Source organism: Novipirellula rosea, assembly GCF_039541335.1.
Classification (GTDB): domain Bacteria; phylum Planctomycetota; class Planctomycetia; order Pirellulales; family Pirellulaceae; genus Novipirellula; species Novipirellula rosea.
Genome location: NZ_BAABGA010000091.1, coordinates 15,326 through 41,567 on the forward strand (window position 1 = coordinate 15,326; position 26,242 = coordinate 41,567).

Below are 26,242 nucleotides of genomic sequence, written 5' to 3' on the forward strand. Positions count from 1 at the left end.
GCTAACTTCTATTGATCTATAGTCGCTCGACCGCTCCGCCGGTCGGAATTGTTCTGCAATTAGGGGTTTTGTTTAGCGATGGAAAAAACTCGACCTTCTGTAATCGTTACAGGAAGCTCCGGTCTGCTCGGCAGTGAGGTCTGTACGGCACTTGCTGATAATGGCTATGAAGTTTACGGACTCGACCGAGTCGGTTTGCCGGAACCGCCTAAGAGCGATCCGTATGTCCACGACATTGAATGCGATTTTACCGATTACAGCAATGTACATTTTGCGATTGATGACATTCGCAAACGTGCCGATGCGAAAGTCGCCAGTATCGTTCACTTGGCTGCGTATTACGATTTTTCGGGCGAAGAAAGCCCATTATACAAAAAAGTCACCATTGAGGGCACCGATCGATTGCTCAATGCTTTGGATGATTTCGAGTTCGACCAATTCATCTTCACCAGTACGATGCTGATCCACGAACCGTGCGAACACATTCGTGAAGACGATCCGCTGCTGGCGAAGTGGCCCTAACCGCAAAGCAAAATCGAAACCGAGCGGGTGATTCGCGAAGGACATCCGGGTGTGCCATCGGCCTTCCTGCGGATTGCGGGTGTTTATACCGATTTTGGTAAGCAGCCAACATTGGTCCAGAAGATCAAACGAATCTACGAAAAGGATTTTCAAAGTCACTTCTTTCCGGGTAACACTGACACCGGACAGTCCGCTGTGCATCTGGACGATACGATCGACGCGATTGTCCGATGCATCCAGCGACGCAATGCGATCGAACCAAAGACCGCCATCTTGATCGGTGAACCCGATCCGTCGTCCTACGCAACGTTGCAAAACGCAATCGGTAAGCTGATCCACGGCGATGAGTGGACGACACTGTACGTACCGCCAATGGTTGCCAAAGTCGGTGCCGCTGTCACCGATACACTGTCCGGCGGTGACGCGTTCATCAAACCCTTCATGGTCCACATGGCCGACGATCATTACGCACTTGATGTTTCGCGTGCCAAAGAACTGCTCGGTTGGGAACCGCGGCATCGGCTTCTTGATGAGTTGCCCAAGATCGTCAAGTCATTGCTGGATGATCCTGACGATTGGTATCGTAAAAATGGCTTGGAGCGATAGAACGCAATGGCTCAAGCGACAACCCCGGTCGATGACTTGAATCGTCATGTTCCGCCGTATAAACACAATCCATCTGCCTGGATACAGCGAATTCCGATCTGCATTCTAGCGATGGTCGCAGCGGTGATTTCCTCGCATCTCGCCCTTTACCAATGGGGGTTGATTGACAGCGTATGGGACCCCGTTTTCGGCGATGATAGTAACAAAGTAATCACCTCCGATACAGCGAAACGGATGTACGGAATCATTGGAATCCATGACGCCGCGCTCGGAGTATTGGCCTACCTCGGTGACGCAATTTTGGGATTTGCCGGTTCAACTCGCCGCTGGTAGTACCGACCATGGTTGGTGATCTTGTTTGGAATCGATGTGATTCCATTGGGAATCGTCAGCGTGGTGCTGGTTGGATTGCAGGCGTCAATTGTTGGCTACTGGTGTTTTCTGTGTGTGGTCACTGCGGGAATTTCATTGATTCTGGTCTATTGAGCTTGGGACGAAGTGCGAGTTTCATCGACCTATTTGTGGATTGTTTGGAAACAGCATCACGACCGGCAACTGCTGTGGAACACCTTCTGGGGCTACCGAAGTCCATCAGGCGATGCGGCTGCAGAGACCCTGCTTTCGCGGGAGGTGAAATGATGTGGGGTCGAGTCATCGAAATCATGACTGCGGTCTGGCTATCGCTAAGTCCATTTATCTTTCGTTCTCAAGCCCAGCCCGGTGTGATCTGGTTCGATTCGATCACGGCACTCGTGATTGCAGTCTTGGCAGGACTGTCTTACTGGCGACCGACACAACATGCCCACGTTCTAATCCTGGTCATCGCGATGGGACTGTCTCTTTACGGGCGGTTTGTTGATCCGCCACCGTCTCCGTGGCAGCAAAATCATATCGCCGTCGGCCTGTTTCTGTTGATGATTGCCTTGATTCCCAATGATGCGTCCCAGCCCCCATCTGCTTGGCTCGAACAAACGCGTTCATCCGCCGACTAAGCACTCGTTCTAAAATGGCGCATTGTTTGCGGCGATCAATGAACGCAGAATCAGACATTCCCACGTTTAAGCGGAGACCGACGATGAATTCACAAATAAAGTTTCTCGCATTGGCAACATTCGTCTTAGTTGGCTGTAATCGACCGAATGATCTCACTGCGACCACTTCCAATGCTCCGTCATCCAATTCCGTGTCGGACACTAAAAAGACGATTTCAGAATCAATAAAAGCGATCTGCGAGTTGATACCGATCGGAGATAGCAAGGTTAAAGGTGCCATCAGCTTCACGCAAGATGGTGATATGCTCAAAATTCACGGCGAAGTGACCGGATTGAAACCTGGTAAGCATGGTTTTCATGTCCACGAGAATGGGGACTTGTCGGACAAAGAGACCGGAAAGTCGGCGGGTGGACATTTCAACCCAACGAATCAGCCGCATGGAAAGATGACGGATGAAAAGCGTCACGTGGGCGACTTTGGCAACATCGAAGCTAACCAGGAGGGGATCGCGATGATCGACAAAGAAGATTCTGTGATTGCGCTGAGCGGGGTACATTCGATTCTCGGTCGCGCGATCGTGATCCATGCGGACGAAGATCAGTTTACTCAACCAACCGGCGACGCAGGTGATCGTGTTGCGTTCGGAAAGATCGAGAAACAGTGAGAATCTATGCTCTGGATCGCCTGCTCGATCTGGAATCGGCCGATGCCAACAAAAAATCTCTACTCGACGCCATGCGGGGCCACGTCAATAAAGAGGAGTTGGGAGAAAACAGTGTCAACGGTCGTCCTCGCAAAACGAAGGCGTCGATGAGTGCAAGAACGGCGATCTGCATCATCACGCCGCCCAGGAGATTGGTACCGGCAAGCTCGGCGGAACCGGAATACGAAGCGGTCAGTGTCGTTGCTAATTCGGGTAGACTCGTCGCGCCGCCCAGTAACAATGCTCCGGCAAATGCCTTGCCCAAGCCTGTCCGATCGGCGAACAGGTCGACGTAGTTACTCAGTTTTGTGCCCGCTATCCAGACCAAGACAGCACCAAACGCAAAGATTAGCAGGTTGGTCGGCAGGGAAAGTTCGTTGAATTGCGGCATATGCCGATGCTCAGCAGATGGCGCGCCATCTGCTGAGTCTAGACATTACACTATGTTCGAATCGATTAACCAAGCTGATCCGATCGTCCAAGCCCTCGTGGCTGGTGGATTCACTTGGGGGCTGACGGCGCTCGGTGCGGCGTTGGTGTTTGGATTCGTCCAGGTTAACCGCAAGCTGTTCGACGCCATGCTAGGGTTCGCTGGCGGCGTGATGTTGGCGGCCAGTTTCTGGAGTCTGCTCGCGCCGTCGATCGAAGTGGCTGCCGAACAGGGTTGGCCAAGTTGGTTTCCAGCCGCCGTTGGTTTTTTGTTCGGTGGAGCGTTCCTCTACGGCCTTGACCGTAGCCTGCCGCACCTGCATCGTGGAAAGCCAGATGATTCTGCTGAAGGAATCAAAACCGTGTGGCAGCGGAGCGTGCTGCTGATATCGGCAATTACGCTGCACAACATTCCTGAGGGTTTAGCTGTCGGGGTCGCCTTCGGAAGTGCTGCGAGTGGTCTTGAAACGGCTACTTTGGGCGGTGCGACCGCACTTGCGATCGGCATTGGTCTGCAAAACATCCCGGAAGGGATTGCTGTGGCGGTGCCACTACGTGCGGAGGGCATGAGTCGCACGAAAGCATGGCTGGTGGGACAAGCGTCTGCGATCGTCGAACCGGTGGCTGCGGTGGTCGGCGCAGCGATTGTTGTCTACGCTGCTCCACTGCTGCCGTTCGCCCTTAGTTTCGCGGCCGGAGCGATGGTGTATGTCGTCGTGGAAGAACTGATTCCCGAAACCCAGCAGGAAGGCAACGAAGATCTGGCAACGCTTCTACTGATGCTGGGATTCGTGGTCATGATGGTACTTGATGTTTCACTAGGATAGGTCGCTAGATCAGTGTTTCATGTGCGAACCGGCGGAGCGTTTCAGCGACGATCCTAAACCACGCGCTGGAACGGTGTTTGCACCCAGCGTTGGTCATGGACCATTGGATAATAAACGTTCTTGAGCAGCTTGGTGCGATCGGTGTCGGAGTGCTGATGTTGATGGAAAATGTCTTTCCACCAATTCCCTCTGAGTTGGTGATGCCATGGGCAGGATACTCTGTCAGTCAGGGTGAAATGTCCTTTGTTGCGGCCGTCACCGCCGGCAGCATCGGTTCCTTCGCTGGTGCTTTGCTGTGGTATTTCGTCGCCCGCTGGATCGGTAAAGCACGGCTGGCTCATTGGATTGATGGGTACGGAGCTTGGTTAACGATCACGCCGGCTGATCTCGACCGTTTGGATGACTGGTTTGAAAGTTGGGGAGCGATCGCAGTTTTGATTTGCCGCTTGGTTCCCGGCATCCGTACGTTGATCAGTATTCCGGCCGACTTCTCCGAGATGCCAATGAAGCGGTTTTCATTGTATACGGCCATCGGAACCGTTATATGGACGGCGGTACTGGTCTTGATCGGATGGTGGTTGGGCGACAATTACGAACAATTGGCTGGTCCGCTCGGCTGGGTTAGCACGGCGGTTATCGTCGGTATGTTCGGCTGGTGGGTGTGGCGGTTGCATGCTCAGCAATCCATGCGGAAGAAAAGTAAGAGTATGCGTCATAGCAAATAGAAAGGCTCAATTGATGAAACTCTACCTTGCAACCGACAGCGCCTTAGCGATCCTTTCAAGTCGTGAGAATGACTATCAGTGTGAGTTGCGTATGGAAGAACACCAACCGCAGTGTGTCGTCGTCGATCCGTTGCGTCTGGAGCTGGTTTATTGCGGCACGATGGACCAAGGCCTGTGGCGGAGCGATGACGCTGGGCGGAGCTGGCGAAAAGCGGGAAACGGCATAGTGCATCAGAGAGTGCTGTCCGTGGCGGTCAGTCCGTTGCAACGTGTTAACGGGCGAGGCGTGGTTTACGTCGGGACGGAGCCAAGCGCCGTCTTTCGATCCGAAGATGGCGGTGAAACTTGGCGGAATTGTGTGGGTCTGTCCAAATTGCCTTCGTCGAATGAGTGGAGTTTTCCACCTCGGCCCGACACGCATCACGCACGGTGGATTCATCCAGATGCGCACGTCGAAGGACGGTTGTACGTCGCCATCGAAGCAGGAGCACTCATCCGCAGCACTGACGGAGGAGGCACTTGGACCGATCGCGTGCCGACAGGGCCGATCGACACGCACCAATTGGTGACCCATCTTTCAACACCAGGGCGGTTGTACTCGGCTGCTGGCGACGGATACTTCGAGAGCCTCGACTTCGGTGATTCGTGGCAACAGCTCGAAGAAGAATTAGAACATCGATACGCATGGAGCGTCGCCGTCGATTCCGCGGACCCAGAGTGTCGGATTATTTCGTCGGCCGCTTCGCCGCAACGATCGCACTTCAAGGCCGACGCGGAATCGTTTATCTATCGCCGCACTGCAAATTCACAATGGCAGCAGGTTAATGTTGGCCTACCCAATCCCAGCGGACGCCGCACGGCGGTCCTGGCCGCGCATCCAAGCGAACCGCACAATTTCTTTACCGTTTGGGAAAGCGATCTGTTTCGTTCAATCGACGGCGGCGAAAGCTGGCAGCAATTGGATGTGAATTGGCCGGACGATTTTAAGGTCAATGAGCCACGTGGGCTAGCAGTAGCTCCGTCGTAGTGATACCGAATGACAAGGATGGTTCGCTGCCTGGAATGCAACAAGAGTGTGGACCTCGTCCATCACGATAAAACGCGAATGCAATCAGTCCCAGGCCGCATTGGGGCGTGGTACAGACAGGACTGGCATGTCGTTTGCGGCGAATTATTCTTCGTTGACAAATCTGTGTGTCTACACCAACCAAGGATCGACCGAACACCTCCACCAGTGAGCCGCATCAATGAATACGGGAATTTCTGCTGAAGCTGCTTTTGGCGCGCCAGGAATCGAGCCTCGGTGGACGCGGAGCGACAAAGACGCCATCGTATCCGCTTACAGCATGTCCAGTCCCATCTGGGCGACGCTGTCGGCAGGCATCGTGAACGAAGTCTACTTTCCAACGATCGACACGCCACAGATCCGCGACCTGCAATTTCTGTTGACTGATGGCGAGTCGTTTTTTCACGACGAGCGCCGGGATACGCAGTCGACCATCGAGCAACTCTGTGGTGACTCGCTGTGCTATCGCGTCATCAATCGCGATCGCGAGGATCGGTACAGGATTGAAAAGCAAGTAATCACAGCGCCACATGCGGCGTGTTTGTTGCTGCGAACCAAGATCACAATCGAGCCAAAGTGGAAAGATCGTGTCCGCGTGTTCGCCTTGCTGGCGCCGCACTTGGACATTGGCGGGTGTGGCAACACCGGTGAACTGATGCGTCATAACAAACGGCTGCTGCTGACAGCTCATCGCAACGGTAGTTTTTTGGCGATGGATTGCAGTTGCGGGTTCATTCGCGGTTCTTGTGGTTTTGTTGGCGAGTCGGATGGTTGGACTGATCTGCATGGCAATATGAAACTCGATTGGCAATTTGAGCGTGCGGAGGACGGCAATATTGCTCTGATTGGCGAAATCGACATCGGCTCTGGCAACGAATTTACTTTGGCTGTCGGATTCGGATACGAGCAACAGAGTGCGGTGGTTGCCGTTCGCGAGTCGTTGGCGTTGCCGTTTGAGAATCTTGTGGAGGACTTTAAGAAACAGTGGGAAGAATCGAGCGACGATCTGGATTTGTCACTCGCTGAGCAGTCGCTCGATGGTGGGCGGATGTTGCGGATCAGTCATAGCTTGTTGCTCGCTCACGAAGACAAGACTTACAAAGGCGCAACCATTGCGTCGTTGAGTATTCCCTGGGGCGAGGCGAGGAGTGACAAAGATCTCGGCGGCTATCATCTGGTCTGGCCGCGAGACTGCGTCAACTCGGTGACGGGCATGATGGCGATGGGTGAAACGGCGACGCCGTTTCGCGCCCTGCTGTATCTCGCATCGACTCAAAATGACGATGGGGGATTTTCACAGAATTGTTGGATCGATGGACGTCCCTACTGGAGTGGCATCCAGCTCGATGAAGTTGCCTATCCGATCCTGTTGGCCTGGAAGCTCAAGCAGGCGGATGCGTTGGCGAACTACGATCCCTATCCCATGGTACGATCCGCCGCTGCGTATCTCGTACGTGAAGGCCCCGCGACACCCCAAGAACGCTGGGAGGAGAGCAGCGGGTTTTCGCCCTCAACCCTGGCCGTTCACATCGCGGCGCTCGTTTGCGCTGCCGAATTCGCGTCGCAGCGTAACGAGCAAACGCTGGCGGACTACTTTTTACGATACGCTGATTTTCTTGAGCAGCATATTGAACGTTGGACGGTTACTGATGACGGATCGTTGCTCAGCGGAATCTCGCGGCACTACTTCCGCATCTTACCAGCCGACCCATCATCCGACATTCGCGCGGACAATCCGGACACGGCGGAATTGCAGTTAACCGGACAGCCGCCAAACAGCCGGACAACGTTTCCAGCTCGTGAAATCGTCGACGCCGGCTTCTTGGAACTCGTCCGCTACGGTATTCGCCCCCCTGGCGATCCGCTTGTTGAAGATTCGTTACAGATCGTCGATCATGTGTTGAAAGTTGTGACCCCGTTTGGTCCAAGTTGGCATCGCTACAATCATGATGGATACGGGCAGAAGTCGGATGGTGGTCCCTTCGACGGTAGTGGACAAGGCAGGGCTTGGCCCTTATTGACCGGCGAACGGGCGCACTACGAATTGGCTGCCGGACACGGCTGCGAGGAATATGTGAAGGCAATTGAATCGTTCGCCGGTCCGATGGGGTTGCTGCCCGAGCAAATATGGGATGAAGAAAACAAGCCGGAAGCCCACTTGCAATTTGGCAAGGCGACCGGATCGGCAATGCCACTGATGTGGGCACATTCCGAGTACGTCAAACTACTGCGAAGTCGACGCGATGGACGTGTGTTTGATCTGATCGACATAGTTAAACAGCGCTATTGCGATTCGGATGACGCGAATCCTCCGATTGAAATTTGGAAGTTCAACAGCCAACCCCGTTTGATGCGACGCGACGAGATGCTGCGAATTCAAGCACGCGACTCGTTTCGGTTGCGATGGAGCGACGACAATTGGAACGCTACGTACGACGTTGAATCCAATTCACCGGGCATGGATTTTCACTACGTCGATTTGCACCCCGACCAACGTCACGGCGATCACATCACGTTCACATTCTACTGGCCCGATGCCGACCGTTGGGAAGGACAGAATTATACGATTCAAGTAACGTGAAATTTTAGCGGTAGGTCGCAAGCTCTCCGGTGTCGCTGCACCGGGCGGGTCTCGCCGTTCCGCTGATGCGTCAACTCACTTACTCACGGATCCATAGGGAAGGGACCAACCAAATGAACAAACACTGTCACGGTTTGATGGGCTCACGCGGTGTCACTCGTCCGATGGCGGAAATGGACATGCAGCATGACGGTGAAAAGGGTGAGCTTGAAGGTCATCACAAGATGACGGATGATGATCGACTATCCATGCTGAAGATGCATCATAAGCAAAACCTCTGGGTTTACTGGACGTTGCCCCTGTTGGGTGTTTGGTTACTCGTCGCGCCCTTTAACTTTGGCTACTTGAGTCCTGCGTTGTGGGTCGATCCGAGTGGCGGTCGGGGACCGTGGTTCGCCGATTCTTCGACGCTCGAATTGCAACAGTGGCGAGCTTGGATGATGACCGCCAGCGATATCGTGTCGGGGCTGTTGCTCATCGTGTTGGGTTGGCGCTCGCTGACTCCGAACCGGCCCAAAAGTTTGTGGGCGTGCTGCTTTGTTGGTGTCTGGTTGACCTTTGCTGCGGTTGTTTTTTGGGCACCGACCGCTGCGTCCTACATGAACGATTCTCTGGTGGGCATCTTAGTGATGGCGTTGACGATTTTGATTCCTGGTATGCCCAACATGATCATGTACATGCAGCACGGCAAAGCGACGCCGCCTGGCTGGAGCTACAATCCATCCAGTTGGCCACAACGCTGGATAATGATAGCAACCGGATTTGCAGGGTTCATTATCTCGCGGTACTTGGCGATGTTCCAGCTCGGATACATTGACTACGTGTGGGATCCATTTTTCGGTTTTCAAGGTGGAACCGAAAAGGTATTGAACTCTGATTTATCGCACATGTGGCCAATTTCCGACGGTGGTTTGGGAACCATCTCCTACACGTTTGAGTTCATAATGGGATACATGGGCAGCCCGTCTCGCTGGCGCACGATGCCGTGGATGGTCGCGTTCTTTGGTGTGTTGGTCATTCCTTTGGGACTGACGCATATTATCCTGATGATCTCGCAACCCGTGATCGTGCATCACTGGTGTTCGATGTGTCTGCTCGCGGCACTGATCATGTTGCCGATGTTACCACTGGAAGTCGATGAAGTTGTCGCCATGTGCCAGCATGTGAAGCAAGCGAAACAGCGAGGCGATCGGGGCGGATCGTTGTGGGCGATTTTCTGGAAGGGCGGTGACTCTGAAGGTTGCACTGATGACGATCCCGCCCCGGCAATTATGGAACTTCCCGCTAAACCGTGGCAAATGTTCAAAGCGTCGATCTGGGGCATCAGCTTTCCGTGGACCTTAATTGCCGCGACCGTCCTGGGCATCGTCGTGATGTTCTTGCCGACTTGGTTTGGAGTTGATATCCACACCACCGCTGCTGACATTGGGCATTTGGGCGGAGCGTTGATCGTGACCGTGTCGGTGATTTGCATGGGCGAAGTCGTCCGCATCGGTCGCTATCTAAATTTGCTGTTGGCGATTGCACTCGGCATTGGTCCATGGATCGTGCAAGCATCATCCGGCTATGCAATGGTTTGCAGTATTCTCGCAGCGGCAGTATTCGCGTTAACATTTCCGCGCGGCCCCAAGACCCAGTCCTACGGTGCCTGGGATCAATATGTCCATTGACAACAATCACGAGTCGCCTGCTACGATAACCTCCGCAATAGGCTCCAAAGGCAAACTTGGGCAACTGGCTTCTACCGCGATCTGCGGGAACGATATCACGTCCTCGTGCTTGTACGTGTCAGCTCTGGCGATCGGATATGCGGGACGCTGGGCTCCTGTTTGCCTCTTGCTAGTTGCCGCGACTCTTTATCTGTTCCGCTCGATTTATGCGGAAGTCGTCGGTGCGCTGCCCCTGAATGGCGGCGCCTATAACGCGTTGCTAAACACGACCAGCAAGTACCGAGCATCCATTGCCGCGTGTTTGACAATCTTGTCGTACATGGCGACCGCTGTCATCTCATCTAACGAGGCGATGCACTATCTGCACTCAATGTGGAATGGACTGCCGGTGATCGCTGCGACGATAGGACTGCTCGCGTTCTTCATGGTGTTGACGATTGTCGGCATCACGGAATCGTCTAAAGTAGCTGTCGGAATTTTCGTGTTTCATCTCATGTCGATGGCATTGCTGTTTGTGGTCGGCGTATACGCGCTCACATCCATTGGCACCGAAATCTTATGGCTGAATCTGAGCACACCTGAACCTGCTGGGTTTGGTTCTGCCCTTTTCTTTGGGTTCGCTGCGGCGATGCTAGGTATCTCGGGATTTGAATCGTCAGCCAACTTCGTCGAAGAGCAGGCCGAAGGCGTGTTTCCAAAAACACTCCGGAACATGTGGATTGCAGTGACGCTTCTGAATCCGGGCATGGCGATGCTCGCCTTGTCGCTCGTTCCCGTCGTCGCCGTTCGCGAGCAATTCCAAAACGACTTGCTTTCGCACATGGGATTCGTGGCCGGCGGCAATTGGTTGTCATGGTTGGTCGGCATTGATGCCGTTCTTGTACTCAGCGGTGCAACGTTGACCAGTTACGTCGGCGTTACCGGTTTGGTCAAACGTATGGCGCTCGATCGCTGTTTACCGAGTTTTATGCTCAAGGAAAACCATCGCGGAAGCCCACACAGAATCATCGTTTTGTTCTTTTTATTGAGCGTTTCCGTCCTGTTGATCACTCAAGGGGAACTGAAATCCTTGGCAGCGGTTTATACACTTTCATTCTTGTCTGTAATGGCATTGTTTGCGATCGGGAACCTGTTGCTGAAAATCAAGCGGACCCAATTGCCGCGTCCGTCGCGAGCCTCATATTTAACGGTTTTGATTGCGATGATTGCGGTCGGGATCGCCATCATGGGCAACGCCAGGTTGAATCAACGATACCTGATCGTATTTTTAGAATACCTCGTGCCGACGATGTTGGTGGTCACGGTGATGCTCACTCGCGTCCAGATTCTGGAATTGGTCGTGTTCTTCCTGGATGAAGCGCGGAGGAAAGTAAAACGGGAAAAGCTGGAGGCGATCGAAGGGAACGATCGTCGTAGCGCGGCATGGTGGGGAATCGCGACACGTCGCATCAACCAATTCGACAAGCGGGTTCACGATTTGCTAGACCAGATTCGCAGTCAACGGATTGTGTTTTTCACGCGAGGAGATCATTTGCCGAACTTGAACAAGGTGATTCAGTACATAAAAGACAACGAGCACACCGAGCGAGTCAAGTTCGTAACACTGTATCGTAACGAATCGGATATTCCCGTGAAGTTGGCCGAACACATCCGTTTCCTAGACGAAGCGTATCCCGAGATCGACATCGAACACGTAACCGTGGAAGGTGATTTTTCACCTGCGCGGGTAGCCGCATTGGCAAAGGAGTGGAACATTCCTGCAAATTTGATGTTCATCGGGTCTCCGACCGGCGAAAGTCTCAAACACCGGTTGGAGGAATTTGGAGGCGTACGGCTAATTATTTGAGAGATGCGTGAACTTTTCGTCGAGGCTATTTCGTGAACACAACAACAACTTCATGCTGCATCGTAGGCGGCGGGCCAGCCGGAATTTTTCTCGGCTATTTGCTGGCGCGGGCCGGTGTGAGCGTCATCGTGCTGGAGAAGCACGCTGATTTCCTGCGTGATTTTCGCGGCGACACGGTTCATCCGTCAACCTTCACATTGTTGGATGAACTGGGATTGCTCGATGAAATGTTGGTCATCACCGACTTTCGCGTTAACCAACCGAAGATGAATATCAATGGCCGGAACTTTCTAGGCCCGACAGTGAAACACCTTAAAACCAAATGTCCGTTCATCGGTTTCGTTCCGCAGTGGGATTTTCTGAACCTGATGACCCAGCACGCAAAACAGTTTCCCCCATTCGATCTGCGGATGAGTACGAAAGGAGTCGAATTGATCCGCGAAAACGATCGTGTGGTGGGCGTCCGATGCGGGAACGACGCAGAGAGTTACGAAATCCAAGCCGACCTCGTTGTTGCTGCCGATGGCCGCGCATCGACTATTCGGAGCGTTTCAAGTCATTCGCCACACGAAAGGGGTATCCCGATCGACGTGCTGTGGTTTCGACTTGATCGGCCCGACGCAGACGACGATCACACGCTGGCGTGGCTCCGTGATGGACACATGCTGGTCACGATTCCACGCCGTGATCACTATCAGGTCGCCATGGTGATTCGCAAAGGCGGGTTTGCACAAATCAAAGCTGAAGGACTCGATGCGCTGCGAGAAACAATCGGTAGGGTTTGTCCACCGTTGCAGGAAGTCGCAATGCGGCTCAATTGCTGGGAGGACATCAAATTGTTGACCGTCAAACTCAATTCAATCGACCGCTGGTACGAACCAGGATTGCTGTTCATTGGCGATGCCGCTCATGCGATGTCGCCGGTCGGCGGTGTCGGCATCAACCTGGCGATCCAGGACGCGGTTGCAACAGCGAACCTGCTGACCGAGCCGCTCAAAACAGGAACGCTTACGGAGTCCGATCTTGAAAAAGTACAGCGACGACGCGAACCCGCCGCCCGCAAGACTCAGCGAATGCAAGCGTTCATTCATGCCAATCTATTTGGCCGAGGTACCGAACCTGGCAAACCATTCTCGCCACCTTGGTATGTACGTTGGTTGCTAGTACCTCTTGCTCCGATCGCGCGGCGATTAGCTGGATGCTGGATCGGAATCGGATTTCAGCCTGAACACATTGAGAACTAGAAGTCATCGAACCACTCTGTCGGTTTGACTGTTCAATTCCATCCAGCAGAACGATTGGGCGACTATTTTTGACCGCTATTTGTCAATGTTAATCAAAGCCAAGCCACTCACGGGATCCATTTTCTTCGCGAGATACGAAGGTGACTCGGTAACAATCACTTCCAACGTGGGGCGAATGGTCGCGCCCAGCAAATGTCCGCCATAGGCCGTACCATCACGCCGAGCCACAACAACATGGGCATGGACTTTCGCTTCGCCACCCTTTTCGGCCACATCGCCGATCAGCGAAACAACTTCGACCTGTTCGTCGATCTTGTTTTCCAAATAGGATTTTTGCTCCCAGTCAAAATATCCCAACGTTACCTGTTGGAATGCGCCGATCCCGGTAATTTGAGCGGCAGACAAACGATGTTCGCGTGCAAACTGTTCCATTAGCGTGACACATTCGTCGCCAGTCTCGAAGACCAATGCATACGTCTTCTGCTGAGCATTATGGATTAGCTTAGATTTCATCGGTTTGCCTTTCAATTATTTTAAGTTTCAAAACAGTCATAGCGACCTCAGATACTCGATCACTGCGTTCGCATCCTCTTTTGTCATTTTGAATCGTGGCATCGGGGAATTTGGACGAGACCCGTCTGGACGCACCCCGCGAACCAGTAGATGACGAACGAAAGTTTCATCGTAGTTTCCAAGTCCCGCAATCGACGCCGATTGCGCTGCCCAGGGCTTGGCAAAATGGGGACCAACCACTGGAATTGCTGCGCCCGTAAGCAATCGAGATTCGATCAGTTCTCCGCGAGCGTCACGCGGCGTGTGGCATTCCGTGCATTTGGCGACGTCATGCACCAAGTATCTACCGCGCTCGATACGAGAAATCGCGGAGTTTGAATCAGCCGATTGGTCCTCAGCGCCGATCTGAATTGCTGATCCACCGAATGTCCACAAAGCAAAAATTGCCAAAGCAATTAAAGTCTCAAAAATCGACATCACGCGATTTCTCATGATGCATTGCTCTCCTTTGTAGATTGCAATTTCTCGCCGTGGTACAGTCGCACGATCAAAGTCGCGAGCGCCAACACCGTCAGCAAGCCCATCGCCCGAATGGTCCACTGTACAGTAGCACCAAACTTGCCTGTCGTGGGATCATACAGATAGCACCGTACAAACGACGTGGGCGATTGCGTGAATACTTCGTTGTTACCTGCCCGGTGAACTGCTGAAATCAATGCTCGCGGCGAAAATTGTACGCCGTCCAGGTACTCCGTGATGACTCCCTCGGGCGAAACGACGATCAATCCCGAAGCATGAGCAAATTGCTTTGAAGCATCGTCCCACACATAGTGGAAGCCGACGGCACTGGTCACACGATCAATTTCAACCTGCGACCCGGTCAAAAAATGCCAACCCGCATCCGCGCCGCTTCTTGCATAGTTCTTAAGCGCAAGTTGACGTGCAGCATCGGCTCGCTCGGGCGTGTCATGGGGGTCAAAACTGATTAGGAGCACATCAAAATCCTGGCCAACCGTTTCGGGCAAACTAGCGACCGTCCGCACAAGCCCATCTGCTGCCAACTTGCACAGCATCGGGCAGTCAAAATAGACGAGACACAAAACAATCGGGCGTTTTCCCAGCAATTCGCTCAATACGACGGTGTGTCCCGAGTGGTCGCGAAACTCGCCTGTTAGAGGCAGCGAGGCTCCCATCTGCGGCTCGATCCGCGCCGTGTCAAGAATCTGGCGAGGCTGCTGGCCGCTCGAATCGCGCACCGCACCCATTGAGATCGTTAGCAAAACAAGCACCGAAACTTTCCACCGAATCATGGCCAAATATCCTCTCGACTGGATCGACCTTGCGTGTGCGGCTGAATGTGCTTGCCTGAATACTCCACCCGGTCATAGCTTGTGTAGTGATCGGCGTTCTCTAGGCGACGCTCTTGCGTCTCGGCCCATCCGCGAGTGAGGTAATCACCCATCACAAACAGAATTAGGAACGACAACCACAACATGGAGGCCGCCGACGCCAGTCTCACGGTGCTGTTTGGCGCGAGCAGGTTCATGAAAACGGCAGCGACGATCAGCGTTTTCACCAACGCGATACCAATTCCTACGGACGTATGCGCGGCACCCAGATCGACGAAACTCAACCCGATCGTTGCCATCAATAGGAGTATCAGTGCGCTGAATGCGGCGTATAGCGATTTGAGGCGATCGGGGGCATTCATCGACTTAGGCCACTAAGTAAAACAACGGGTACAAAAATATCCACACAATGTCGACGAAGTGCCAATACAATCCGACGACGTTCAGAGTATTAGCCCAACCGCAAGGGGGACCAGACCAACGAACCACTACCGCCATCCAAGTCACGAGCGACACGCCGACGATCATGTGCAGCGCGTGCAGACCGGTCATACAGAAGTACAACACAAAAAACATTTGAGCCAACCTTCCAGCAATCGAAGCAGAGGCAAACGCCGCAACATCAAAATTCGCGCCAGGAAACAAATTCTCTGTGACGACTTCGTAGTACTCGTAGAACTCACAACTCAGAAAGGCGAGTCCCAGTAGCGCCGTAAACATGAGACGTTGAAAAACGGCACGTCGGACATGCGAAGGATCGTCATCCTGTTGAATCAAATGATCCGCGATTGCCACCAGTAAACTGCCAAGTAGTAGCACCGCCGTCATCGCGCCTCCGAGCCAGACGTTCAAATGCTCGCTCGCTAGGCTGAACGCTTCCGGATACTCGTAGCGATAAACGATGTAGGCAACCAGCATACCACCAAAAAACAAGACTTCCGTCGCCAGGAAAATCCAGATTCCCAGCAGGGTGGCTGAACGCTGTTGCTCGACGTCATCGAATTGGACTGCATGATTCATTTCAAGGCACTCCTGATCGGCTCTGGTTCTCCCTCGCCGATCGTCAACTCCGGGTGATCGGTCGTGTAGGCGTACGGTGGTCCGATAACGATCGGTGTCGTCTCGAAGTTGTGCGTTGGTGGCGGCGAATTCGTCTGCCATTCCAATCCGGTCGCGTGAAACGGATTCTTTCCCGCTCGCTTGCCGAACTTTAGCGACCACAGCAAGTACACCATCGGAAGCAAGTAGCCGACTCCTAAAATCGAAGCTCCCAGCGTACTCATCACATGGAACACTTGAAACTCATCGGGGTAAACGTGATAGCGTCTGGGGTTTCCCAAATAACCAAGAATGAATTGAGGAAAGAACGTCAAATTGAAGCCAATGAACACGATCACCGCACTACCACGTCCCCACCACTCCGAGTACATTCGGCCCGTCATTTTCGGCCACCAAAAATGGATGCCGCCAAGATACGCCATCACCATCCCACCTACCATGATGTAGTGAAAATGTGCGACGATGAAATAGGTATCATGCACATGCACATCAAATGCCAATGTCGCAACACAGATTCCTGTCAAGCCGCCGATCGTGAACAGACCGATGAATCCGAGTGCGTAAAGCATCGGTGTGGACAAAAAGATGGCTCCCTTGTAGAGCGTCGCTGTCCAGTTAAACACCTTTACTGCCGATGGCACGGCAACCAACATACTGAACAGCGAAAACAGAACGCCCGCGTACACCGACTGGCCGCTGACAAACATGTGGTGCCCCCATACCAAGAAGCCGAGGACCGCGATGGCCACACTGGCGGCGGCAACGAAACCGTAGCCAAACAACGGTTTTCTGGAAAAACACGGCACAATCTCGCTAATGATTCCCATACCGGGCAGGATCATGATGTAGACCGCTGGATGCGAGTAGAACCAGAACAAATGCTGGAACAGGACAGGATCGCCACCGATCGCTGGATCGAAAATGCCAACCCCGAATAGTCGTTCGACGGCGATCAAGCCGAGCGTGACGGCTAGTACAGGCGTGGCCAGCACCATGATGACGCTGGTCGAATACATCGACCAAATGAAGATGGGCAGACGTGTCCAAGTCAAACCGGGTGCGCGCATCGTATGGATGCTGACGATGAAGTTCAGTCCCGTTGCAATCGACGAAAAACCGGTGATGAACACTCCGGTCGCGGCCAGGATTACATGTGTGTTCGCATAGGTGCTGCTGTAGGGAGTATAAAACGTCCAACCCGTGTCAACGCCACCAACGACGATGACGGTCAACGTGAATAGTCCGCCTGCCATGAACAGATACCAACTGAGCAAATTCAATCGAGGGAAGGCGAGATCCCGAGCGCCGATCATCATTGGAACCAAAAAGTTCCCCAGCACAGTTGGCGCTGCTGGCAGCAGAAAGAACCAGACCATGATGATGCCGTGCAGCGAAAACATTTTGTTGTAGCTGTCTGCGGAAATCAAATCGCCTTCGGGCGTGAGCAACTCCAGGCGAAATGCCACCGCCGCCGCACCACCCACGAAAAAAAAGAACGTCAGCGAAAGCATATACAGGATGGCGATTCGTTTATGGTCGTTGGTCAGCAGCCATGAACGAATTGTTAGCCCGTCCGTGAGGTATGTGGCCGAACGCTCTGCGGTCGGGGCATCATTCGTCATTCTCACTCTCCCTCAGATCTTCCGCCCCGTTGCGCTCATTCTCCTGGCTGCGGAGCGTTGGGCCATTTTCCATGCCCGGACCAGCCAATGGTCCTATTGCATCCGCGATCGACTTCAAGTAGGCCGTAATTTCCATGATCTGCTCCGGCTGTAATTTGCCGTCATAACTGGGCATCAGTGGTTTGAAACCAGCATGCACATCCGCTTGCGGATCAAGCAGCGAGCGCCGAATGTAGGCTTCGTCCGCGATGACCGATTCGCCATCACTCAACATCACCGTGCGACCATACAGCCCCGTCAGGGGCGGGCCAGCGACGGCCGGCGATTCGTTACCGATGAAGCCGCCGTGGCATTGCAAACATCCCATCGCTTCAAACTGTCTTCTTCCACGCTGGGCGAGCGATTCACTCTCTTCCGCCGCCAACCACCCGGCATACTCTTGCGGAGTCTGCACGATCACTTCGCCGATCATCTTGGAATGCTCGGTGCCACAATACTCAGCACAGAACAAGTGATACACGCCTGGCTTTGTCGGCTCAAACCACAGCGTCGTGTACCGCCCCGGCAGCACATCACGTTTGGTACGAAATGCGGGAACGAAAAAGCTGTGAATCACGTCCTCGGAAATCATCGTGAGACGCACCGGTTGTCCCGTCGGAACATGCAGCGAATTGATCTCTCGGCGTCCGTTCTGGTGGGAAATCTTCCACATCCACTGTTTCCCAACCACGTAGATTTCAATCGCGTCCGATGGCGGTCGATGTTCCTTGATGTAAAGCGCGGCCCCCCAGGCAAAAACTGCCAACAGAATAATCAGTGGACCAATCGACCATGTAAGCTCGACAATCCAATGCATGCGATTCGTCGAAGTTGATTCGCGATTGACATCGCGATTGTGCCAGTACCTCGCCACCAGGAAGATGATCGCCAGCGCGATTGCGACCGAAAAGAATGTCGTGATGCCGAGCAGCGTCAAGGAAATAATATCAACTTCAGTGGCAGATCGTGAAGCCGCATCGGGAAGCAATCGCAGCGATTGGTTCATGGCGAGTCCTCCAACGGTGGCCCAGCGTTCTGCGGTCGGTTATCAACCGTCGCATGTCGACTACGCAGCGCTGGATCACTTTGTATCTCAATCGCGCGCTCGATTGGAATTCTCGCGATTGTGTGCGCGTCATCCTGCCAGGCGTACTGTTTCAAGAATGCTCGTTCCTCGGCAACGATTCGCTCGCGTTCGTATGCTTGATTAGACTGGACGCCAGGGACACGATTCTGCAATTTCCACACTTGGTCCGTACCTGTCGGTGGTGAACTGGGAATCAACCACTTCAGCGTGAGACCCGTTATCACCATCGCAAACACAACGAGTCCAAACAAACCGAGTCCGATCCCTATAATGGTTCGCGTCCACACGGCATCCGGCTCGTGTCCAGGTTCATGCGACATGAGAAATGACTCCATTTTCGCGGCGCTCGGCGAGCCAACTTAGACCCGCTACGTAGGTGGTCACCACCGCGATGGTTGTCGGCAAGATTGCCCAAGGCAAACTGGTTGCCGTGGTCTGGCCATCGGCTGGCAGCACCATCCACCACAACTCAATCGTTCGCATCAAGAGCAATCCGAGAGCGAGTGTGCCGATCATCTTCGGGCTTCGTTTGAAACGGTAAGATAGCAGACACAAAAACGGGACAACAAATCCGCCGACCGCCAGCATTGGTGAAATCAAGCTCCAAACACCTACGGTTCTCACTGCATAGAACCGCGATTCAATTGGTAAATCGCCCATCCACATGATCAGAAAATGGGCAAACGAAAAGTAAGCCCACAGCATCAAGAAGGCGAGCAACAATCCCGCCAGATCGCTGATCGTTTTATCATCGGCAGAACAATCGGAAAGAGGTGACCAGAAGCAGACCGCCGCCACGGCAGCACTCATTGCGGCTAAGATCGCTCCCATCCCCAGCAGCGCGCCAAACAAGGTCGATCCGAAAAAGGGATCGAACGACATGACCCAGTCGATCCCTGCCCAGGTGATGGTCAACAGCAAAGCGATTGCTCCGAGTCCGGCGAGCGGTTGCGACGTAGGGGACGAGGTTACGTGTCCTGTCGCGCGGGACTCGTAACCTCGTCCAAGACCAACAGTGCTGATCCACGCCAGAATCGACCAGACTACAAAGTAGAACATGCTACGTCCAACAAAGAACGGTACCTGATAGAACCACTGTCGATTTTCCGTATGATCGAATTGTTGCAGGAGGTCTGAGTTCGCCCATGGGTAGACTTGGCTCGATCCCAAAAGAACTGGTATGAATAGAACTGCAACCAGCGGCATCAATCTCGCGTTCATCGCCAGCCACGGCCAGGCGGCTTGCCCCCATCTCCCGCCTGTTAACGAATAGATTAGCAATAGTCCAATGGAGCCGACCGACACACTCCAGGGCAACAGAACCGCAGCCAAGTACGCCAGCAAAAATTGCTTCGCGGCAAGCCACCACGCCAAGCCGCATCCTGGGAAGGCAATCATTGCGACGGCAATGAGGCGAGTGAAGGTGCTCATGGTGCCTCCTTGTGGCGTAAGCTTCCAGCTTGCGGTTCCTCATTCGCAAGCTGGAAGCTTACGCCACTGTTCTGCGGTTCAGGAATTTGAAGCTGGAAGCTAACGCCCCCCTTCTGCAATGCCTCCAAATCCGTTTCATCCAATTCACTTTTCGGCGCGTATTGACTGAACTGCAACGTCCGCACATACATTGCGATTGCCCAGCGATCATCTGTCGAGATGCTGTCGCCGTAGCTCGGCATTTCTCCGTGACCGTTGGTGGCAACATTGAAGACGTAACCGAGCGGTAGTTGGCGAAGTCGATCGGTATGGTAGCTGGGCGGGTACTTGAAACCGCGACGCGCCACCATGCCGTTGCCGCTACCGACGCGATCGTGGCACGGCGAGCATGAGATATTGAATCGCTGTTGCCCTCGTTTGATTAACTGACGCATGTCAAGTTGCTCAAGAACTCGCTTGGGAACGGAGTCGACAAGTTCGCCATCGACCTTGCCATCCCAATAACTATCGTCGTTATCCACCTGCGCGGGTCGTATCGACGAAACACCCATTGCGGTTTGTCCCGCCGAAACGGAAGCCGTTGCGGACTCGCTTGCTGTGATCGTGTGCAGTGGTAGTGGACGAGACGCCATGCCATCGGCAAAAGCCTCCGTTTGTTCTTGAGACTCCAAGCGACGTTGATTCGACATTTCCTGTGTACAGCCGGTGCAGATCAGGAGACAAAGAACTGTTACGCATACAGCGGAAATTGGCTGGTGAAAATGGATTCGACGCAAATGTTCATTCTTCAATTTGCAATCTTGTGTCGAGGTGAGCGAAGCCACACTTGCATTTCGGTCTCTACACATTCGGCACCTCCCACGTCTGGCTGGCACCCGCTTCCGTCAACAGCTCCCGCAATTCTCTCGCGTCGTACCGCGCGTCATCTGTTCGCACTGCCACAAAAAAAACATCGGTGCTCGCGCGTTTAAACGCTTCGATCTCAAACAGCGGATGGTGTAATCGCGGTAGTCCACATACCAGAATCACACCCACGAATGCGAACAACGACGCCAGCAACACAATGCACTCGAACGTCGGCGGAATGAACGCAGGCCACGAATGCAACGGTCGCCCTCCGATGTTGATCGGGTAAGCACTCACATTGACCCAGTACTGGAGCAAGTAGATCGACGCGCCACCGATCAAACCGCCAACCAGTATCACCAACGGCATCGGCGATCGCCGTACCGGAAGCAGCTCGTTCAACTCGTCGATCGGAAACGGCGTGAAAGTTTCGATCGCTATGAAGTCGGCCTCTCGCAAACGACGCACCGCATCCATCAAGTCGCTGGGCTTCGTGAACTGTGCCAAAAATCCCCAGTTGCTCATGATTCGTCCTCCCGCGACTGGTGTAACAACTCACGAACTTCCGACATCGAGATGGCTGGCAGTGTTCTGAGAAACAACATCAGCAAGGTGACGAACAGGCCGAACGTCCCCAGATACAACAGCCAATCCCAAATCGTGGGATAGTACATCGCCCAGCTTGACGGCATGTGGTCCCGAGTCAGGCTGATTGAGATGATGACAAACCGTTCGAGCCACATGCCGACATTGATAACCAAGGCAATGCCGAACAACCCCAGGGTTTGAGTACGAAAGTATGGGAACCACAGCAGTTGAGGAATGACGCAATTACAGACAATCAGGCCCCAGTAGATCGACGCGTACGGACCCCAGAATCGGTTTGTGTAAATGTAACTATCAAACGGTTCGTTTCGATACCAAGCCATCCACGCATCCATCAAGTATCCGTACGCGACGCCCAGCCCGGCGGCGAGCATGACCTTGGCCATGTTGTCGAGATGCTTCGCCGTGATCAAATCTTTTAAGCCATAAAGCCGTCGCATCGGTATCGTAATCAGCAATACCATCGCAAAGCCGCAGAAGATCGCACCGGCCACGAAGTAAGGCGGGAACACCGTTGAATGCCAAGCCGGGACAATACCGACCGAAAAGTCCCAACTGACCGTCGTGTGCACCGATACGACCAGCGGCGTCGCCAAACCCGCCAAAATCAAATACGTCTTGTTGTAGTGAAGCCAGTGTTGCGCCGAGCCTCGCCAACCGAGCGCCAGCACGCCGTAGGTCTTTGCCGCCCGACGACTCGTGGCTCGATCACGCATCGTGGCCAAGTCGGGGATCATCCCCAAGTACCAGAACAACAACGACACGGTGCCGTAGGTCAAAACAGCAAAAAAATCCCAAATCAATGGGCTGCGGAAGTTAGGCCAAAGATCGGTCGTTGCCGGATAGGGGGCAAGCCAATAGAAGAACTGGGGTCGCCCCAAGTGCAGCAGCGGGTAGAGACCAGCACAGGCAACCGCGAACAGTGTCATCGCTTCCGCGACGCGGTTGATACTCGTCCGCCAATTCTGATGCAACAACAACAGGATCGCCGAAATCAGCGTGCCTGCATGTCCGATCCCAATCCACCACACGAAGTTTACAATCGCAATGCCCCAACCGACGGGGATATTGATTCCCCAGACGCCAACACCAAAGGCGAACAACCAACCGATTGCGGTGAGCAGCACATTGAGCAGAAGAAAACCGACCAGAATCCCGAACAGCAAGCCCTTGCGCGGTCCACGATCGAGAACAATCTTTGCCACATCCGCGGTGACTGATTCGTAACTCGTCTCAGTCGTCACCCTAAGCACGTCTTGAAGTTCGGTACGCGTCATGACGCTGCCTCATCGTCATCCGACAGCTCCGTCGGTTGTTCTGCAATCGAATCAGAGGAGCGATTCGGCGACGCTAGCTCCGCCTCCCGGCTAAAAACTTCCGCCAGATAGGTCGTGCGCGGCTTCGTGCCCAGTTCCTCCAGCATCGCGTAGTTCAGCGGATGATCGTGTGCGCGGCGCACGTCACTGCCCAAGTCATTTAGGTCTCCAAAGCGAATCGCTTGAGCCGGACAAACGGCTTGACAAGCGGTTTTAATCTCTCCATCACGGATTGCGCGATCTTCCAACTGCGCTGCGATTCTCGCGTGCTCGATTCGCTGCACGCAATACGTACACTTCTCCATCACGCCGCGACTGCGCATCGTGACTTCGGGATTAGAAAGTAGATGCAAACTTGGATCGGAAATGAACTCGCCTGAGTAATCAAGAAAGTTGAAACGTCGCACTTTGTAGGGACAGTTGTTACTGCAATACCGAGTGCCGACGCAGCGGTTATAGATCATCTGGTTTAATCCATCGTCGCTATGGTTGGTTGCGGCGACTGGACAGACCACTTCACAAGGTGCGTGTTCGCACTGCATGCACGGCACCGGTTGGTTAAGCGTATGGGTTGGTTGGTCTGGTGGGCCTTCATAGTAAGTGTCAATACGAATCCAATGCATGTGACGATTCTTGTCGCACTGCTCCTTGCCAACTACTGGGATGTTGTTCTCGGCTTGGCAAGCGATCACGCAAGCGGAACAACCGACGCAGGCGGTCAGGTCAATCGTCATGCCCCACTTGTTGGATTGCTTGTACGGCCAGTCGTCGTAGAAGGAGTCGTCCGGTACGGGTGAGGGCGGATGAGCGAACAGTGGGTTGCTGGGTTGTTGGAGGTATTCCATTAAAGATCCGGCGCGAGCCAAGTCACGACCTTCCATCAGTTGGTGATGCTGGGTGGTGACCACGGATTGCTTTCGACCAACGACAACGACCTTAGCTATCCGTTTTCTTTCGGCAGTCTGAGAACCGTGGCTAGCGCCAAAACGGCTAACAACTTTCACGCCCGTCCCCGCTCCCACCCTGCCGACCACACTGCGTCCGTAGCCTGCAAACAATGTGATGCATGCAGGTGCATGGCCAGGGACAATCCAGATAGGAATTTCAATCGTGCGCTCACCAATTTCCACGCGAATAACGTCACCGTTCTTCAAATGGAATCGAGTCGCGTCGCTTGGTGCAATCCAAGCCGTGTTATCCCACACTACGTGCGAAAGTGGTTTCGGCAGTTCTTGCAGCCAACCGTTGTTCGCGAACCGTCCGTCCCAAATCGTCGGATCAGGTTTGATGATTATCTCGAATGAGTTTTGATCGTTTAACGGCGTGGGCGTCGCCCCGTTTGTTTCTTGCGATGACGAACGCGGACCGTTGGGCACGCGGTTAAACGATAAAGTGGTTATCTTGGTTTTCGTGTCTTCAATCACCCCATTGGCGAGTGCCTTCTGCCAGCGGGCATCGTCCTCATTCTCGCCCAACGACTCACTCCAAGTCTTGCGAACCGCCGCATAGCCCGAATCCGCATCCTCAATCAGTAGCGCCAACAACTCAACTTCCGAAAGACTCTCGTACAATGGTGAGATCAACGGTTGCACAGTACTCGCGACCCCATTGTAGGCTCGCGCATCGCTCCAACTTTCGAGAAAATGCGAGTGAGGCACCAGCCAATCGCACGCCTGTGAAGTTTCGTTCGCAGATGCAGCCAGCGCGAGCTTGAAATCGACGGCTCGTAGCGCTTTCGTAAAGTCCAATTCTGCGGGAGCATCGAAGACCGGATCCCCGCCCAGGACGAACAATTCGCTCACGTCGCCAGCGAGCATCTCGTCAGTGAGCTGTCGCAGCATGGCTACATCCGACGGCGAGTCGACGGGGCGAACTTGTGACGATGCAATGAACTGCACAGTCTCGCCAACCGCGCCGTGACGCTGGTTGAGCGCGTGTGCCAAAGCGTGGACTGCCGGCGGTTGATCTCGTCCAACAACAATCAGTGACCGCTTTCCCGCAGCCTTCAAGTCATTGACAAGTCGGTCAATCCAAGTCGTGTAATCCGATGGAGCACTGGCGAGCTGTCCATCGAGCTGCGATGCAACCGCGTTCATCACGTTGCCGATTTGCGATGGCGGGAGGGCAAGTCGATAGTCCGCTTTGGATGAAGTGAGTGTTGGAGTCGAACCAAGATGAAAAAGTCGAATTATCGAATTGTCTGCCGCTTCGCGACCACCAACGATCCGTCTCCGATCTGCGAACTGGCGTACATAACAAGGTGGACAATCCCGGTTGCTTAAAAAGTCATAGTCAATTGACAGAACGACATCGGCGCGACTGAAATCATAAATAGGGCAATGCTGGGCCGCTTGTTGGCCATACGCAATCGACATTCCAGCTCGCACGTTGTCATCATTGACAGACTCGTACACAAACCACCTCGACTTGGGCCACCGCTTGGAGAGACCATCGAGCAGTCTCGCCAACGTTGGACTTGTGCGCGTCCCGATCAGCATGCGCAAACCCCGTCCTTCGTCTTGATCGAACTTCTGTCGCAGCGCCGCAAAGACTTCGCGCAGTCGCTCTACCGATGTTGGCTTTCCCAAATGCGACGGCGTGTGGGAACGATCAGGATCGTACAAGTCGAGCGTGGCGGCCTGCGCGAACACGTTGGTCGCACCAAGGCTCGCAGGTTGATTCGCGTTGCCTTCGATTTTGATTGGGCGACCATCGCGGGATTGAACTGTTAGCCCAACGGCTGAACCAGCGAAATCCATCGCGGTTGTGAAATACAGCGGCAACCCAGGCGGAGCATGATCGGCGGAGCCTACCGTAGGCACGATCATTTCGGACGGCTGCTTAATATCGCAGCCGCTGACGCCCGCAAGAAACAGCGATGCGCCTATCAGTCGCAGGAAGTCGCGTCGCGATCCAGACAACCACTCCGACGCATTTTCAGGAAACTCACGATGCAGGTAGTCGTGGAACTCTTGCGTTTCGGTAAGTTCTTCGAGCGACCGCCACCAGAAACGTTTGCGCACTGTCCCGCCCGCCGGCGGTTCATCACGCACCGCCGCAGCGGTTCGGCAACTATGGCAAGTCGGCACGATTAACGGTAATGATTGGGTGCGTGGCATTGGACTTCTATGTGGCGTAAGCTTCCAGCTTGCGTTTCGTCGC

At 53.9% G+C, this 26,242-nt stretch carries 25 protein-coding genes and 1 pseudogene; 12 read left to right on the top strand and 14 right to left on the bottom strand.

Annotated elements, in window-relative coordinates; all coding sequences use genetic code 11:
- Positions 1-78: 78 nt before the first annotated feature.
- The 5 genes and pseudogenes from ABD971_RS29075 to ABD971_RS29095 all read left to right on the top strand — a co-directional run bounded on the left by ABD971_RS29075 (position 79) and on the right by ABD971_RS29095 (position 2,785).
- Positions 79-522 carry an NAD-dependent epimerase/dehydratase family protein gene (locus tag ABD971_RS29075; RefSeq protein WP_345327227.1) on the top strand — a complete coding sequence of 148 codons (444 nt, stop codon included), beginning with the start codon at positions 79-81 and terminating at the stop codon, positions 520-522.
- Positions 523-549: 27 nt separating this feature from the next.
- Positions 550-1,128 carry an NAD-dependent epimerase/dehydratase family protein gene (locus ABD971_RS29080; RefSeq protein ID WP_345327228.1) on the top strand — a complete coding sequence of 193 codons (579 nt, stop codon included), beginning with the start codon at positions 550-552 and terminating at the stop codon, positions 1,126-1,128.
- 6 nt (positions 1,129-1,134) lie between these two features.
- Positions 1,135-1,767 (top strand): annotated as a pseudogene (locus tag ABD971_RS29085) (vitamin K epoxide reductase family protein).
- The gene (locus ABD971_RS29090) at positions 1,767-2,120 is read left to right on the top strand and encodes an SPW repeat domain-containing protein (protein WP_345327229.1); all 354 of its coding nucleotides are present in this window, start codon (positions 1,767-1,769) and stop codon (positions 2,118-2,120) included. The pseudogene ABD971_RS29085 and the gene ABD971_RS29090 overlap by 1 nt, the downstream one beginning before the upstream one ends.
- A gap of 83 nt (positions 2,121-2,203) precedes the next feature.
- The gene (locus ABD971_RS29095) at positions 2,204-2,785 is read left to right on the top strand and encodes a superoxide dismutase family protein (protein WP_345327230.1); all 582 of its coding nucleotides are present in this window, start codon (positions 2,204-2,206) and stop codon (positions 2,783-2,785) included.
- 4 nt (positions 2,786-2,789) lie between these two features.
- Here ABD971_RS29095 and ABD971_RS29100 read toward each other — a convergent pair whose 3' ends face one another.
- A complete protein-coding gene (locus ABD971_RS29100) occupies positions 2,790-3,215 on the bottom strand; it encodes a hypothetical protein (protein ID WP_345327231.1) in 426 nt (141 codons plus the stop codon).
- 52 nt (positions 3,216-3,267) lie between these two features.
- Between ABD971_RS29100 and ABD971_RS29105 the strand changes: the two genes are divergently transcribed.
- From ABD971_RS29105 to ABD971_RS29135, 7 genes are all read left to right on the top strand, one after another.
- The gene (locus ABD971_RS29105; RefSeq protein WP_345327232.1) at positions 3,268-4,080 is read left to right on the top strand and encodes a ZIP family metal transporter; all 813 of its coding nucleotides are present in this window, start codon (positions 3,268-3,270) and stop codon (positions 4,078-4,080) included.
- A 95-nt stretch (positions 4,081-4,175) separates the two neighbouring features.
- Positions 4,176-4,805: a DedA family protein gene (locus ABD971_RS29110; protein ID WP_345327233.1), complete on the top strand. Its 630-nt coding sequence runs from the start codon at positions 4,176-4,178 to the stop codon at positions 4,803-4,805.
- 13 nt (positions 4,806-4,818) lie between these two features.
- On the top strand, positions 4,819-5,832 hold the full coding sequence (locus ABD971_RS29115; protein ID WP_345327234.1) for a WD40/YVTN/BNR-like repeat-containing protein: 1,014 nt from the start codon (positions 4,819-4,821) through the stop codon (positions 5,830-5,832).
- 220 nt (positions 5,833-6,052) lie between these two features.
- A complete protein-coding gene (locus tag ABD971_RS29120; RefSeq protein ID WP_345327235.1) occupies positions 6,053-8,452 on the top strand; it encodes a glycoside hydrolase family 15 protein in 2,400 nt (799 codons plus the stop codon).
- 113 nt (positions 8,453-8,565) lie between these two features.
- Positions 8,566-10,122 carry a vitamin K epoxide reductase family protein gene (locus ABD971_RS29125; RefSeq protein WP_345327236.1) on the top strand — a complete coding sequence of 519 codons (1,557 nt, stop codon included), beginning with the start codon at positions 8,566-8,568 and terminating at the stop codon, positions 10,120-10,122.
- Complete coding sequence (locus ABD971_RS29130; RefSeq protein ID WP_345327237.1) at positions 10,112-11,968, top strand: APC family permease; 1,857 nt, start codon at positions 10,112-10,114, stop codon at positions 11,966-11,968. The genes ABD971_RS29125 and ABD971_RS29130 overlap by 11 nt, the downstream gene beginning before the upstream one ends.
- A 32-nt stretch (positions 11,969-12,000) precedes the next feature.
- Positions 12,001-13,212, top strand: coding sequence for an FAD-dependent oxidoreductase (locus ABD971_RS29135; protein ID WP_345327238.1), 1,212 nt, complete (start codon positions 12,001-12,003; stop codon positions 13,210-13,212).
- A gap of 75 nt (positions 13,213-13,287) precedes the next feature.
- On the opposite strand, the gene ABD971_RS29140 is transcribed toward ABD971_RS29135, so the two are convergent.
- The 13 genes from ABD971_RS29140 to ABD971_RS29195 form a co-directional block, all read right to left on the bottom strand.
- Complete coding sequence (locus ABD971_RS29140) at positions 13,288-13,725, bottom strand: PPC domain-containing DNA-binding protein (RefSeq protein ID WP_345327239.1); 438 nt, start codon at positions 13,723-13,725, stop codon at positions 13,288-13,290.
- Between the two features lie 36 nt (positions 13,726-13,761).
- Positions 13,762-14,217 carry a c-type cytochrome gene (locus ABD971_RS36130; protein WP_425571390.1) on the bottom strand — a complete coding sequence of 152 codons (456 nt, stop codon included), beginning with the start codon at positions 14,215-14,217 and terminating at the stop codon, positions 13,762-13,764.
- Entirely contained in the window at positions 14,214-15,035 is an 822-nt protein-coding gene (locus tag ABD971_RS29145) for an SCO family protein (protein WP_345327240.1), read from the bottom strand. The genes ABD971_RS36130 and ABD971_RS29145 overlap by 4 nt, the downstream gene beginning before the upstream one ends.
- On the bottom strand, positions 15,032-15,436 hold the full coding sequence (locus ABD971_RS29150; RefSeq protein ID WP_345327241.1) for a cytochrome C oxidase subunit IV family protein: 405 nt from the start codon (positions 15,434-15,436) through the stop codon (positions 15,032-15,034). Before ABD971_RS29150 ends, ABD971_RS29145 begins: the two co-directional genes overlap by 4 nt.
- 4 nt (positions 15,437-15,440) lie before the next feature.
- The gene (locus ABD971_RS29155) at positions 15,441-16,094 is read right to left on the bottom strand and encodes a cytochrome c oxidase subunit 3 (RefSeq protein ID WP_345327242.1); all 654 of its coding nucleotides are present in this window, start codon (positions 16,092-16,094) and stop codon (positions 15,441-15,443) included.
- On the bottom strand, positions 16,091-17,755 hold the full coding sequence (ctaD, locus tag ABD971_RS29160; protein WP_345327243.1) for a cytochrome c oxidase subunit I: 1,665 nt from the start codon (positions 17,753-17,755) through the stop codon (positions 16,091-16,093). The genes ABD971_RS29155 and ctaD overlap by 4 nt, the downstream gene beginning before the upstream one ends.
- Positions 17,745-18,800, bottom strand: a complete 1,056-nt coding sequence (coxB, locus tag ABD971_RS29165) for a cytochrome c oxidase subunit II (RefSeq protein WP_345327244.1) — start codon at positions 18,798-18,800, stop codon at positions 17,745-17,747. The genes ctaD and coxB overlap by 11 nt, the downstream gene beginning before the upstream one ends.
- Positions 18,797-19,201, bottom strand: coding sequence for a hypothetical protein (locus ABD971_RS29170; protein ID WP_345327245.1), 405 nt, complete (start codon positions 19,199-19,201; stop codon positions 18,797-18,799). The genes coxB and ABD971_RS29170 overlap by 4 nt, the downstream gene beginning before the upstream one ends.
- Positions 19,191-20,312, bottom strand: a complete 1,122-nt coding sequence (locus ABD971_RS29175) for a hypothetical protein (RefSeq protein ID WP_345327246.1) — start codon at positions 20,310-20,312, stop codon at positions 19,191-19,193. The genes ABD971_RS29170 and ABD971_RS29175 overlap by 11 nt, the downstream gene beginning before the upstream one ends.
- The gene (locus tag ABD971_RS29180; protein ID WP_345327247.1) at positions 20,309-21,001 is read right to left on the bottom strand and encodes a c-type cytochrome; all 693 of its coding nucleotides are present in this window, start codon (positions 20,999-21,001) and stop codon (positions 20,309-20,311) included. The genes ABD971_RS29175 and ABD971_RS29180 overlap by 4 nt, the downstream gene beginning before the upstream one ends.
- A 151-nt stretch (positions 21,002-21,152) precedes the next feature.
- Positions 21,153-21,683, bottom strand: coding sequence for a DUF3341 domain-containing protein (locus ABD971_RS29185; RefSeq protein ID WP_345327248.1), 531 nt, complete (start codon positions 21,681-21,683; stop codon positions 21,153-21,155).
- Entirely contained in the window at positions 21,680-23,041 is a 1,362-nt protein-coding gene (gene nrfD, locus ABD971_RS29190; RefSeq protein WP_345327249.1) for an NrfD/PsrC family molybdoenzyme membrane anchor subunit, read from the bottom strand. Before nrfD ends, ABD971_RS29185 begins: the two co-directional genes overlap by 4 nt.
- Positions 23,038-26,199 (bottom strand): TAT-variant-translocated molybdopterin oxidoreductase, encoded by a 3,162-nt coding sequence (locus ABD971_RS29195; protein ID WP_345327250.1) that lies wholly within the window; start codon positions 26,197-26,199, stop codon positions 23,038-23,040. Before ABD971_RS29195 ends, nrfD begins: the two co-directional genes overlap by 4 nt.
- Positions 26,200-26,242 lie beyond the last annotated feature (43 nt).